The sequence below is a fragment of the Halomonas sp. RT37 genome (assembly GCF_040070525.1).
In the GTDB taxonomy this organism is placed as follows: domain Bacteria; phylum Pseudomonadota; class Gammaproteobacteria; order Pseudomonadales; family Halomonadaceae; genus Halomonas; species Halomonas litopenaei.
The window spans coordinates 4537487-4550710 of the sequence record NZ_CP098827.1 but is presented as its reverse complement, the minus strand read 5'-3'; the positions used below and the strand labels follow the sequence as shown (position 1 = coordinate 4550710).

Sequence of the window (13224 nt, the reverse complement as noted above, 5' to 3'; positions counted from 1 at the left end):
TAAAACAAACGTCGACACCAGCATTGACCGCGCCGGCCGAGGCTCGGATAGTGAATGGGCGTACAACGCTCATCCATTACTGGAGTTGAATCCATGCGACACAATAACAAGACGTTGCTGACCCTCTCCCTCGCCGCGCTATCCACAGCGGCGCTGGGCGTGACGAGCAGTGCTTCGGCCGCCACCCTGGACGAAGTCACCTCCCGCGGCGAACTCCAATGCGGTGTCAACGTCGGCCTGTCCGGTTTCTCCTCGCCGGACGAGAACGGCAACTGGCAGGGACTCGATGTGGAAACCTGTCGCGCCATCTCGGCGGCGATCTTCGGTGACGCCGACAAGGTGGTGTTCACCCCGCTGACCGCCAAGGAGCGCTTTACCGCGCTGCAGTCCGGTGAGATCGACGTGCTCTCGCGCAACACCACCTGGACCGCCACCCGGGACAACTCCCTGGGCCTCAATTTCACGACGACCACCTTCTACGATGGTCAGGGCTTCATGGTGGCCAAGGATCTCGGCATCGAGAGCCTCGAGGACCTGAACGGCGCCTCCATCTGCATCCAGTCCGGCACCACCCACGAGCTCAACCTGGCGGACTACTTCCCGGCCAAGGGCATCGACATCAACACCGTGACCTTCGATACCCCGGACCAGACCGCCTCGGGCTTCGCCAGCGGGCGCTGTGACGTGCTCACCTCGGACACCTCCCAGCTCAGCGCCCTGCGCCTGCAGCTGCCGGAACCGGACAGCGTCGAGATCCTCACCGAGCTGATCTCCAAGGAGCCGCTGGGCCCGGTGGTTGCCCAGGGTGACGACCAGTGGTTCGACATCGTCAAGTGGACGGTCTTCGCCATGGTCAATGCCGAGGAACTGGGCATCACCAGCGACAACGCCGAGCAGATGAAGAATGATCCGCCCAATCCCCAGGTGGCGCGCCTTTTGGGTGTCGACGGCACCTACGGCGAGCAGCTCGGTCTGACCAACGACTGGGCCTACAACATCGTCTCCCAGGTGGGCAACTACGGTGAGGTGTTCGCCGATACCGTGGGCGAAAACTCACCGCTGGGCATCAGCCGTGGCATGAACGCCCTGTGGAACGAAGGCGGCATCCTCTACGCCCCGCCGATCCGCTGATACTGTCCGCTGCGACCCCGGCCATGGCCGGGGTCGTCCGACCCATGACGGATAGAGCGACGACGTCGCGCGCCGGCCCCCTCGCCGTTCGCGGGTGAATACCCACGGCCGCGAGACGGGCCGGAGGCAAGCGTCGTCCAGCAAGAGGCTCGCCCATGTCCACGCCCCCTATCGAACGGACGCCGCTATGGCGGCGTCCTGCCTTTCGTGCGCTGATCATCCAGGCGCTGCTGCTGGCAGGCCTCGCCGCGCTGATCGCGATGATGATCGGCAATGCCCTGACCAATCTCGAGGCCAGGGGCATCACCACCGGTTTCGACTTCCTCGGTGAGCGCGCCGGGTTCTCGATCCCCCAGACCCTGATCGACTACTCCGGCGACAGCAGCTACGCCCGCACCTTCGTGGTGGGGCTGCTCAATACCCTGCTGGTGTCCGGGCTCGGCATTCTGGCCGCCACCCTGATCGGCTTCGCCGTGGGTATCGCCCGGCTGTCGCCCAACTGGCTGCTGGCTCGCCTGGCGGCGGCCTTCGTCGAGACCTTTCGCAATATTCCGCTGCTGGTGCAGATCCTGTTCTGGTACTTCGCCGTGCTCCAGGCCCTGCCCAGTCCGCGCCAGAGCATGTCGCTGCTCGAGGCGTTCTTTCTCAACGTGCGCGGGCTGATCGTGCCGGCGCCGGTGCCCGAGCCAGGCTTCGGCTTGACCCAGCTGGCGCTGGTGGCAGCGATCCTGGCGGTGGTGGCCCTTGGTATCTACGCCAGACGGCTTCAGCAGCGTACCGGCAAGGCGCTGCCGGTGTACTGGCTCGGTAGCGCCCTGATCATCGGCCTGCCGCTGCTGGTGTTCGTGGCCAGCGGCAGCCCGCTTGCCTGGGACGTGCCGTCGCTCAAGGGCTTCAACTTCTCCGGCGGTATCACCGTGATCCCGGAGCTGATGGCACTGTGGCTGGCGCTGTCGATCTACACCGCCTCCTTTATCGCCGAGATCGTGCGTTCAGGGATCCAGTCGGTGCCCAAGGGACAGATCGAGGCGTCCCGGGCGATCGGCCTGCCGGGCAACATCACTTTGCGCAAGGTGGTCATCCCCCAGGCGATGCGAGTGATCGTGCCGCAGCTCACCAGTCAGTACCTGAACCTGATCAAGAACTCGTCGCTAGCGACCGCCATCGGCTATCCCGACCTGGTGGCGGTGTTCGCCGGTACCAGCCTCAACCAGACCGGCCAGGCGATAGAGATCATCGCCATGACCATGGCGGTCTATCTGACCATCAGTCTGGTGGTGTCGGCGTTGATGAACGTCTACAACGCCCGGACCCTGCTCAAGGAGCGCTGAGATGAATACGCCAACCATGCGCTCTGCCATGAGCCGCTTGCCTGTCTTCGTTGGAGGACTGCTGCCATGACCGAGCGTCCCACACCTCCTTCCCAGTCCCCGGTGCACCCCCCGAGTGAGCCCGAGGTGGCGCCGGCTGCCGCGTCCACCGAGCATTCCATGATCGCCGCCCGGCCGGCGCCGGTGGCGCGCCATGGTGTCACCGGCTGGCTGCGCAGTCGGCTGTTCTCGACCCCGCTCAATTCGGTGGTCTCGCTGATCACCCTGGCGGTGCTGGTATGGGCGCTGTCCCCGCTGGTGCAGTGGGCGCTGATCGACGCCGACTGGATCGGCACCACCCGCGAAGCCTGCACCGGCGAGGGCGCCTGCTGGGTGTTCATCAGCGCCCGCTTCGAGACCATCGTCTACGGCTTCTACCCCGAGACCGAGCGCTACCGCGTCGATATCACCCTGGCGCTGCTGGTGGCCACCATCGCCTGGCTGATGATTCCCCGACTGCCGGCCAAGCGCTGGGTGGTGATCTTCGCCCTGGTCGGCTTTCCGGTGATCGCCTGGCTGTTGCTGCTGGGAGGCCACTTCGGCCTGCCGGCGGTGCCCACCCGTGAGTGGGGCGGGCTGATGCTGACCCTGACCGTGGCCATCGTCGGTATCGTCGGCTCGCTGCCGCTGGGGGTGATCCTGGCGCTGGGCCGGCGCTCGCAGATGCCACTGGTGCGCAGCCTGTCGGTAGTGTTCATCGAGTTCTGGCGCGGCGTGCCCTTGATCACGGTGCTGTTCATGGCCTCGGTGATGCTGCCGCTGTTCGTGCCCAGCGAGGTTGAGTTCGACAAGCTGCTGCGCGCACTGATCGGCATCATGTTCTTCTGGAGCGCCTATATGGCCGAGGTGGTGCGCGGTGGCCTGCAGGCGATACCCAGAGGCCAGGAAGAGGCCGCCAAGGCGCTGGGCCTGGGCTACTGGCGGCGGATGGGCCTGATCATCCTGCCCCAGGCGCTCAAGCTGGTGATCCCGGGCATCGTCAACACCTTCATCGCGCTGTTCAAGGACACCTCGCTGGTGCTGATCATCGGCCTGTTTGACCTGCTGGCGATCATCCGTGCCGGGCTCACCGACACCAACTGGCTGGGCTTCGCCACCGAGGGCTACGTGTTCGCCGCGCTGATGTTCTGGATCTTCTGCTTCGGCATGTCACGTTACAGCCAATATATCGAACGGCGTCTACATACCGGCCATTGACGGCCCACAACAACAAATTTGATCGGGAGGCAGCCATGTCTGCTCAAGCGGCGACCACGGCGGATTCGAACACGCCGATGATCGAGATCGACGGCCTCAACAAGTGGTACGGGGACTTCCACGTGCTGCGCGACATCGACCTGACCGTGCAGCCAGGGGAGCGCATCGTGGTGTGCGGGCCCTCGGGGTCCGGCAAATCCACCCTGATCCGCTGCATCAATCACCTGGAGGAACACCAGCAGGGCCGCATCACCGTGGGCGGGGTGCACATGACCCAGGACGTCAAGCGCATCGAACAGATCCGCCGGCACGTCGGCATGGTGTTCCAGCACTTCAATCTGTTCCCTCACCTGTCGGTGCTCGACAACTGCTGCATCGCCCAGACCTGGGTACAGAAGAAACCCCGGCGCGAGGCCGAGGCCACCGCCATGGAGTTTCTCGAGCGGGTGCAGATCGCCGACCAGGCCCACAAGTACCCGGGCCAGCTGTCCGGCGGCCAGCAGCAGCGCGTGGCCATCGCGCGCGCGCTGTGTCTGCGCCCGGAGGTGATGCTGTTCGACGAGCCCACCTCGGCGCTGGACCCGGAGATGATCAAGGAGGTGCTGGACGTGATGATCGAGCTGGCCCGGGAAGGCATGACCATGCTCTGCGTGACCCACGAGATGGGCTTCGCCAAGACCGTGGCCGACCGGGTGATCTTCATGGATCAGGGCCAGATCATCGAGCAGGCGCCGCCCCAGGAGTTCTTCAACAACCCGCGCTCGGAGCGTACCCAGCTGTTCCTGAGTCAGATCCTGGGGCACTGAGGCGCCCTGGCCGCGCGCTTGCTCGCGCAGAGCGCGGCAAGGCGGACGGGGGCGACAGCAGCGGGGCACATAAGCTGGAGGACTGGTAGCGCGGGGTGGCTCCCATGGCGTCGCTGCGAGAAAGACTGCGCCGATAAAGGCGCGGAGTGTCGAGAGCGATGGCGGCGACCACCGCCGTGGCATTCCTTGAAGGAATACAACCAGCGATAATTTTCGTTTGTCGCCGCCTCCCCGCTCTGGTCTTATCGGTGGCATCACCGCCTGCCAACCGATAGGAGCCCGGATGTCTTCCGACTTTGTGACCGCCGACGAGATTCGTGACCGCTTTGCCTCTGCCATGTCGGCCATGTACCAGGCCGAGGTGCCCCAGTACGGCACCCTGCTGTCACTGGTCGAGCAGGTGAATCGGCAGACCCTCGAGGCTGATCCGGCGCTGGCCGAGCGGCTCGAGGCCAGCGGCGAGCACGCTCGCCTGGGCGTCGAGCGTCACGGTGCGATCCGGGTGGGCACGGCCGAGGAACTCGCCACCCTGAGGCGCCTGTTTGCGGTGATGGGGATGTTACCTGTGGGCTACTACGACCTGTCCGAGGCCGGGGTGCCGGTGCACTCCACCGCCTTTCGCCCGGTCACCGACGAGGCCCTGGCACGCAATCCCTTCCGCCTGTTTACCTCGCTGCTGCGCCTCGAGCTGATCGAGGACGTCGAGCTGCGCACCCTGGCCAGCGAGATCCTGGCCAATCGCGACATCTTCACTCCGGGGGTGCGTGAACTGATCGCCACCTTCGAGCAGCAGGGTGGCCTCACCGAGGAACAGGCCGAGCGCTTCGTCGCCGAAGCCCTGGAGACCTTCCGCTGGCACCAGGACGCCACCGTGGACCGCGCCACCTACGAGCGGCTGCACTCGGCCCACCGTTTGATCGCCGATGTGGTGTCCTTCCGTGGCCCGCACATCAACCATCTGACCCCGCGTACCCTGGACATCGACGAGGCCCAGCGCCGGATGCCCGAGCATGGCATGACGCCCAAGGCGGTGATCGAGGGCCCGCCCCGGCGCGCCTGTCCGATCCTGCTGCGTCAGACCAGCTTCAAGGCGCTGGAAGAGACCACCCGTTTCGTCGGTGACGCCGAGGGTAGCCATACCGCCCGCTTCGGCGAGATCGAGCAGCGTGGCGTGGCGCTGACACCCAAGGGCCGCGCCCTGTATGACCGCTTGCTGGGCGAGGCCCGCAAGGCGACCCAGGGGCTGGACAACGCCGCCCATCAGGCACGCCTGGCCGAGGTCTTCGCCGACTTCCCCGATGACGAGACCACCCTGCGCCGCGAGGGTCTGGCCTACTTCGTCTACCGTGCGGTAGACGAGTTCGACGGTGACGCCTCTGTGGAGGTACAGATCGCCGCCGGCAAGGTGGTGGCCGAGCCGCTGACCTACGAGGACTTCCTGCCGGTGTCGGCGGCGGGCATCTTCCAGTCCAACCTGGGCGGTGAGGAGAGTGCGGTGGGGCAGGGCAACGCCAACCGTGACGCCTTCGAGGCGGCGCTGGGGGCCTCGGTGCGCGATGAACTCGAGCTCTACGCCCGCCGCGAGCGCGAATCCCTGGCGGCGCTTGGCCTGAAACGCTGATCCTGATGATTGGCCTGAGCCTGCTCTCTGTATCAGCCGCTGAATGTGCCCATCGCTGATCCTGTCGTCACGGCTCTTGCCTTCACGGAAAGTACCCGCGCCGATCGATCTTCCGCCCGGAAGATCGATCGGCGTTGGCGTTGGCGTTGGCGTTGGCGTTGGCGTTGGCGTTGCGGGCAGCGAGGCGATGCTGGCGGGCGGGTCGTCAGCGAGTGCGAGCCGTGGCACACAAAGGTAAGCTTCTGGCTTTTCTTGTCTCAGGAGTTTGTCGCCATGGAGTGGCTCGCCGCCATCTCGCCGCTGTCCCCCCTCGTCAGTCTCGGCCTGATCCTGCTGTCCGGTGTCACCTCGATGATCAGCGCGTCGCTGGGCGTGGGCGGCGGCACCCTGTTGATCATGACCATGGCCCAGGTGATGCCGGCGGCGGCACTGATCCCGGTGCATGGCATGGTCCAGCTTGGCTCCAATGGCGGACGCCTGGCCATGAGCTGGCGATACGTTCACTGGCCGCTGCTGGCGACCTTTGTCCCCGGAGCCCTGGTCGGCGCCCTGGTGGCCGGCTGGCTGCTGATTCGCCTGCCCAGCGGGGTGCTGGAGCTGTCGATCGCCGCCTTTGTGCTCTATACCCTGTGGGGGCCGGGACTGCCCAAGCGCGCCCTGGGCCGCCTGGGCACCCTGATCGCCGGCGCCGTCACTACCCTGTTGTCCAGCTTTGTCGGCGCCAGTGGGCCCATGGTGGCGGCCTTCGTCAAGCAGACCGGAAACTCCCGCCAGGGTACGGTGGCCACCTTCGCCGCCTGCATGACCTTCCAGCACCTGACCAAGGCCTTCGTCTTCGGCGTCGCCGGTTTCCTGTTCGCCGACTGGCTGTGGTTGATCCTGCTGATGATCGGCGTCGGGGTGCTGGGCACCTGGCTTGGACTGCGCCTGTTGCATCACGTGTCGGAGCGGCGTTTCGACACCGGATTCCGGGTGGTGTTGACCGCGCTGTCGCTGCGTCTGGTGTGGCTGGGCATGACGCGGCTGCTGACCTGAACGTCTGGGCAGGCACGGCCGCCATGGGTGAGGGTCAAGACGAAAGATGTGGGCGAAGTAGTGCATAGGGGGTAGTTGCCCCCCGCTCCAGAGCGGCTGAATTGGCATAGAGTGATAGGTAGTCGTCACTGCTGGTCGACTGCCACCCTCGAGTCCTTCAATGCCTCTATTTGCCCGCCGTGAACTCCCGATCCAATGGCTTATCGCCGCCTCCATCGTCGGCATGACGCTGATGATGGCCGGTCTGCTGCTGTGGCAGTCGTGGGATCAGGCTCGGGACTCGCTGGTCGAGGCGCTGGAGCGATCCAGCCAGCAGCTGTCGGCGACGGTGGAGGTCAAGACCCGCTCGCTGATCGAACCTTCCAGGGCGATGCTCGGTGTGCTGAGCAGAGAAACGAGCATCGAGAACTTCGACAGTGCCCGAAGCGATCATCTGCTGCCCATGCTGGCGGCGGTGGTCGACGCCCAGGAGGTGCTGGGAGGCGCCTACATCGGCTCCGACAACGGCGACTTTCTGATGGTTCGCGCCATCGAGCGACTGTCGCCCGGGGCGGTATCCGACTCATTGAATCTGGCCGGTGGCACTTACCTGGCGCTGATCCTGCACGGCGACAGGCGGCAAGGCATGGCTGGCTACTGGCAGGTACTCGACGATGAGGCGAGGGAGCTACGTCGCATCGCCATCGAGAGCCACGGCCTGGACCCGCGCGATCGCCCCTGGTTTCGTCAGGCGCTGGACGAGTACGGCCCGCAGCTATCGGCGCCCTATACCTTCTTCACCAACGGTGAGCAGGGCGTCACCCTGTCCCAGCGATCCCGTGACGGACGCGCCGTGCTTGGCATCGATATGACCTCCGCGGATCTCGGCAAGGAAATCCATGCGTTTGCCACCACCCAGGGGTCACTGCTGGCCATCACTACTCCCGAGGGCGATGTGCTCGCCCACAACGCGGACAAGGATGCGGCGCTGTTGCCGGGGACCTCGCTGGAGGATCTGGGCGAGGCGCCGTTGATCGAGCTCAAGGATCAGGGGGTGCTGGCGACGCCGGTCCGTTACTTCTGTGGTGAGCAGTACTGGTGGGGGCTGGCGCTGCCCTTCGACATGCTCGGCAGTCGACTGGCCTGGCTGCTGGTGGCCATGCCGGAGCGGGAGCTGATGGCGAGCCTGCGTGAATCCCTGTGGCACCGTCTGTTGCTGTCGCTGGGGCTGGTGACGCTGATGGTGCCACTCGGCATCCTGCTGGGTCGCCGACTCGGGCGCCCACTGCGCGAACTGGGCGAGCAGGTACGGACCATCTCCGAGTTCGACCTCGATGCCTATCGAGGGGTCGACTCCCGGGTGCGCGAGGTGGCTCACCTGTCCGGTGCGCTGGACACTCTGGTGCATCGCGTCGGCGAGTTTCGGCGCATCAATCGCATGCTGGGACGCGAGCGCCGGCTCGACGTGATGCTCGACGGCATCCTCGATGAGCTGTTGAACGTCACCGGCAGCCACCACGGGGTCATCTATCTGGCCAACGAGGACAGTTCAGGCCGCCTGTCGCCGGTCGCCGAGGCGGGTCAGGGGTGGGGCGATGCCCCTTTGCCGGCGACGCTCGAGGTCGACCAGGACTCGGGCCCTCTGCTGGAGGTGCGGCGAGCACTGGAGGCGCAAGGGTATCTGGTGCAGTCGCTGCGCGACCGCGCCGGCAAGCGTCTCGGGATACTGCTGCTGGCGCACCGGGACGGTGGTCAGGATGATGACCAGTGGCGCACCTTCGTCGCCGAGGTGTCATCGGTGGCGGCGGTGGCCATCGACATGCGCCGCCTGCTCGAGGGCGAGGCGCGTCTGCTGGACGCCATGATTCAGCTGGTCGCCAGGGCCACCGATGCCAAGTCACCCCACACCGGGGGACACTGTACCCGGGTGCCGCAACTGGCGGAGATGCTGATCGATGAAGTGGATCGGGCGCGCCAGGGCCCTTTTGCTGCGGTTCACCTCAGCGAGGAAGAGCGCGCCACCTTCCACCTGGCGGCCTGGCTGCACGACTGCGGCAAGCTGACCACCCCAGACCACATCATGGAGAAGGCCACCAAGCTCGAGACCCGTTACAACCGGATCCACGAGATCCGGACCCGTTTCGAGGTGCTGTGGCGAGACGCTGAACTCGATTACTGGCGTGCCATCGCCCAGGGGGGCGAGGCAACAAAGCTTGACCAGGTACTGCAGCGTCGGCGCCAGGAGCTGCAGGAAGCCTTCGCCTGCGTCGCCGAGGCCAACCATGGCCGCGAGGCGATGGGCGAGGCCGACTGCCAGCGCTTGAAGACCATCGGCGAGTGGCGCTGGCTGCGTTACTTCGATGACCGCCTCGGGCTGTCGCGGGCCGAACTGGACAACATGGCCGAAGAACCCCGTCGCGCCTTGCCTGCAGAAGAACGTCTGCTTGCCGATCTGCCCCGTCATCGCATTGCCTGGCAGCGTCCCTGTCCCCCGGTGCATCCCGAGGACCCCGACAATCACTGGGGCTTTTCGATGGAGCCGCCGTCCCTGGCGGAGCATCAGGGGGAGCTCTACAACCTGTGCATCGCCCGGGGCACGCTCAACGACGTCGAACGCTTCCGCATGCAGGAGCACGTGATCCAGACCATCATCATGCTCGAGTCTCTGCCCTGGCCCGCTCACCTGAAGCGAGTGCCGGAGATCGCCGGCAATCACCATGAGCGCATGGACGGACAGGGGTATCCGCGGCGGCTGCGACTCGGCGAGGCCAGCCTGGAAGAGCGGATCATGGCGCTGGCGGATGTGTTCGAGGCGCTGACCGCCTCCGATCGTCCCTACAAGAATGGCCTGCCACTGTCCCGCGCGCTGGAGATCCTGGCCGACATGGTCAAGGACGGCCACCTGGACCCGGCGGTCTTCGAGTTGCTGCTGGATAGCGGCGTGTGGCGGCGCTACGCCGATACCTTTGTGGCCGACCGACAGATCGACCAGGTCGATATCGATGCCATCCGGGCCCGAGCTCGGCGTTGACCTAACGTGGAGCCTGCCGCTGTGTTCGGGATACGCGTCTGCAGATCTGCACATATAGTGGAGAGAGCGCTACCCCTTTCGGCTTAGGGCGTTTCGTCACGCTTGAAAGTCCCGTTTGCCTCGCCACGAGAGGTCCGACCATGTACCGCCATCGTCTCGTCATTCCGGTGCAGTGGCTGATCGGTATCGTTATCGTCGGGGTGATGGTGGTGATGGAGGTGGCGCTGCTGGGGTTCTCCTGGCACCAGTCCCAGCGCACGCTGGGGGCGACCCTGGAAGAGACCTCGGCTCAGCTGGTCGACACCCTGGAGGCGCGCACCCAGGCGCTGGTGAGGCCGGCACGGGTGGCCATCGACATGCTGGCCAACGGGGCCCCGGGCGAGGCCGACGACTGGGACGGCCGGCTGGCAGCGTTGCCGCTGATGAGGGCGGCGCTGGAAGCCCATCGACTGGTCGACGCCGTCTACATCGGCTATGGCAGCGGCGACTTCCTGATGTTTCGCGCGGTGGATCGCATGCTGGAGAGCAAGCGTCCCGACCTGGTCGATAGCGGCGGCCAGGACGCGGCCTACCTGGCGCTGGTGGTGGATGCACGCCCTGGCCAGCCACCGCAGAGTGAATGGCATCTGTTCGATCCATCGCTTGCCCCGCTCGGGCGCGAGCGACTCGACCAGTACTTCTTCGATCCGCGCAGCCGTCCCTGGTTTCAGCAGGCGCCCGAGGGTGACGCTCCTTTCCTGACCGCTCCCTATGTGTTTTTCAACACTGGCGAAATCGGCATCAGCATGGCGCGCCGCAGCGGTGACGCCGTGGTCGGCCTGGATGTCGCCTCGCGGGACCTTGGCATCGGCCTGGATGACCTGCGGTTGACGCCGCAGACGCGCATGGCGGTAGTTACCGCCTCTGGCCAGGCGCTGGCGACTACCCTGGACGCCTCACTGGATCCTGGGCCCGGCAACGCCCGCCAATTGTCCTCTTTCGAGGATCTGACCATGCCGGTGCTGGCGCAATTGTTGACCACGAACGTCGACCAGCCACCGCGGCGGTTGTCCCATGACGGTCGCCAGTGGTGGGGGCTGGTGCTGCCCTTTGTCACCCTGGGGGGTGAGGCCACGCGGCTGATTGCAGCGGTCCCGGAAGACGAGCTGACCACCGATGTGCGCCAGATGATGCTGGAGAGTTCGTTGTTGGCGGGGATCGTGACGCTGGCCTTGTTGCCGCTGGGGGTGCTGCTGGGACGACGACTGGGGCGTCCGCTGCGGGAGTTGTCCGGACAGGTCGAGGCGCTCGGGCGCTACGATTTTTCCGCCTGCGACGGTGTCGGCTCGCGGGTGACCGAGGTGCGCGGGCTCAGTGTGGCACTGCGCCGGCTGGCGCGTGGTATCGAGGGCTTTGGACGCATCACCCGGGTGCTCAACAGCGAGCCACGCCTGGATCGCATGCTGACCAGCATCCTCGAGGATCTGCTGCGCGGCACCGGCAGTCGCGCCGGGGCCATCTACCTGGCCGATGAACAGGACGAGGGACGCTTCGCCCGGATCGCCAGGGAGGGGGAGGCGAGGGACCCCGATGCGGACCCCCGGAGTCGGGAGCTGCGACTGCAGGAAGGCTCCGAGGCCGAGCTCGAGGCGCTGATCGAGCGCTTTGAGGCGGCGGGCTATCTGTTGCAGCCGCTGCGTAACCGGGAGGGAGCGACGCTGGGTCTGCTGGCGTTGGCGCGGCGCTCGCTGGACGATGACGACGCTCACTGGCGTGCCTTCGTCGCCGAAGTGTCGGCGGCGGCAGCGGTGGCCATCGACCTGAGGCGACTGCTGCGCGGTGAGGCGCGTCTACTGGAGGGCATCGTCCAGCTGGTGGCCCATGCCATCGACGCCAAGTCGCCGCATACCGGAAGCCACTGCTCGCGAGTGCCGGTACTGGCGGAGATGATCGTCGAGGGCATCGATCGCAGCGAGCACGGGGTATACGCCGAGACTCACTTCGACGCGACCCGCCGCAGCGCCTTCCATCTGGCGGCCTGGCTGCATGACTGCGGCAAGCTGGCGATCCCCGACGAGGTAATGGAAAAGGCCACCAAGCTCGAGGCCCGCTACGACCGTATCCATGAGATTCGCACCCGCTTCGAGGTGCTGTGGCGCGATGCCGACGTGGACTACTGGCAGGGGCGCGCCCACGGTGGCGATCCGGTGACGCTGGAGCGACGGCGCCATGCGCGACAGCAGGAGCTGATCGCAGCCTTCGAATGCGTGGCCGAGGCCAATCGGGGGGGCGAGGCCATCAGCGATGAGCTGCTGGAGCGCCTGACCGTCATCGCCGAGTGGCGCTGGTGGCGGCACTTCGATGATCGGCTCGGGGTATCGCGAGATGAGCTCAAGCGCATGTCCCGCGAACCCCTGCGCAGGCTGCCCGCGGAGGAGCGTCTGTTGGCCGACCTGCCACGTCACGAGATTCCCTGGCACCGCTCTCGCCCGGCGGTGGCGCCGGACGACCCCGAAAATGTCTGGCGTTTCGACATGCGGCCCAGTGAATTGGCCGGCCATCAGGGCGAGCTTTTCAATCTCAGGGTGTCCCGCGGCACCCTCAACGAGGTCGAGCGATTCCGCATCCAGGAGCACGTGGTCCAGACCATCATGATGCTCGAGGCGCTGCCCTGGCCCGCGCACCTGCGTCGGGTCCCGGCCATCGCCGGCAATCATCACGAGCGCATGGACGGTACCGGTTATCCACGCCGACTGGCGATGAAGGACGCCAGCCTCGAGGAGCGGGTCATGGTGATGGCGGACGTGTTCGAGGCCTTGACCGCCGCGGACCGCCCCTACAAGTCGGCCATGACCCTTTCCCGGGCACTGGCGACGCTGGCCGACATGGTGCGGGAGGGCCATCTGGACCCCGAGATCTTCCGGCTGATGCTGGAGCAGCGGATCTACAGCGACTACGCCGAACGCTTCTTGACGCCGGCCCAGCGTGATAGCGTTGATACCGAGGCGCTGCTGGCCCGTGCGGGAGTTTGACCTGACGCAAGCGCGCAGGAGTAGGCCCGCCCCGGCTTTTGCC

General features: G+C 66.1%; 8 protein-coding genes. All 8 read left to right on the top strand.

What is annotated here, in order from left to right; genetic code table 11:
• Positions 1-93 precede the first annotated feature (93 nt).
• The 8 genes from NFG58_RS19855 to NFG58_RS19820 all read left to right on the top strand — a co-directional run bounded on the left by NFG58_RS19855 (position 94) and on the right by NFG58_RS19820 (position 13181).
• A complete protein-coding gene (locus tag NFG58_RS19855) occupies positions 94-1131 on the top strand; it encodes an amino acid ABC transporter substrate-binding protein (protein ID WP_045993511.1) in 1038 nt (345 codons plus the stop codon).
• 155 nt (positions 1132-1286) lie between these two features.
• On the top strand, positions 1287-2462 hold the full coding sequence (locus NFG58_RS19850) for an amino acid ABC transporter permease (protein WP_124805219.1): 1176 nt from the start codon (positions 1287-1289) through the stop codon (positions 2460-2462).
• Between the two features lie 159 nt (positions 2463-2621).
• The gene (locus tag NFG58_RS19845) at positions 2622-3698 is read left to right on the top strand and encodes an amino acid ABC transporter permease (protein ID WP_045993550.1); all 1077 of its coding nucleotides are present in this window, start codon (positions 2622-2624) and stop codon (positions 3696-3698) included.
• A gap of 77 nt (positions 3699-3775) precedes the next feature.
• Positions 3776-4504, top strand: coding sequence for an amino acid ABC transporter ATP-binding protein (locus NFG58_RS19840; RefSeq protein ID WP_045993549.1), 729 nt, complete (start codon positions 3776-3778; stop codon positions 4502-4504).
• Between the two features lie 283 nt (positions 4505-4787).
• Positions 4788-6125, top strand: a complete 1338-nt coding sequence (locus NFG58_RS19835; protein ID WP_348827207.1) for a VOC family protein — start codon at positions 4788-4790, stop codon at positions 6123-6125.
• 273 nt (positions 6126-6398) lie between these two features.
• Positions 6399-7160: a sulfite exporter TauE/SafE family protein gene (locus tag NFG58_RS19830; protein ID WP_108448658.1), complete on the top strand. Its 762-nt coding sequence runs from the start codon at positions 6399-6401 to the stop codon at positions 7158-7160.
• Positions 7161-7320: 160 nt separating this feature from the next.
• Positions 7321-10170, top strand: coding sequence for an HD domain-containing phosphohydrolase (locus NFG58_RS19825; protein ID WP_348827206.1), 2850 nt, complete (start codon positions 7321-7323; stop codon positions 10168-10170).
• A gap of 140 nt (positions 10171-10310) precedes the next feature.
• Positions 10311-13181, top strand: a complete 2871-nt coding sequence (locus NFG58_RS19820; protein WP_348827205.1) for an HD domain-containing phosphohydrolase — start codon at positions 10311-10313, stop codon at positions 13179-13181.
• Positions 13182-13224: the final 43 nt, after the last annotated feature.

What these genes read in the sequence shown, in the direction of transcription:
- NFG58_RS19855 (WP_045993511.1), top strand. Translation starts at nt 94, where the DNA reads ATGCGACACAATAACAAGACGTTGCTGACCCTCTCCCTCGCCGCGCTA.
- NFG58_RS19850 (WP_124805219.1), top strand. Translation starts at nt 1,287, where the DNA reads ATGTCCACGCCCCCTATCGAACGGACGCCGCTATGGCGGCGTCCTGCC.
- NFG58_RS19845 (WP_045993550.1), top strand. Translation starts at nt 2,622, where the DNA reads ATGATCGCCGCCCGGCCGGCGCCGGTGGCGCGCCATGGTGTCACCGGC.
- NFG58_RS19840 (WP_045993549.1), top strand. Translation starts at nt 3,776, where the DNA reads ATGATCGAGATCGACGGCCTCAACAAGTGGTACGGGGACTTCCACGTG.
- NFG58_RS19835 (WP_348827207.1), top strand. Translation starts at nt 4,788, where the DNA reads ATGTCTTCCGACTTTGTGACCGCCGACGAGATTCGTGACCGCTTTGCC.
- NFG58_RS19830 (WP_108448658.1), top strand. Translation starts at nt 6,399, where the DNA reads ATGGAGTGGCTCGCCGCCATCTCGCCGCTGTCCCCCCTCGTCAGTCTC.
- NFG58_RS19825 (WP_348827206.1), top strand. Translation starts at nt 7,321, where the DNA reads ATGCCTCTATTTGCCCGCCGTGAACTCCCGATCCAATGGCTTATCGCC.
- NFG58_RS19820 (WP_348827205.1), top strand. Translation starts at nt 10,311, where the DNA reads ATGTACCGCCATCGTCTCGTCATTCCGGTGCAGTGGCTGATCGGTATC.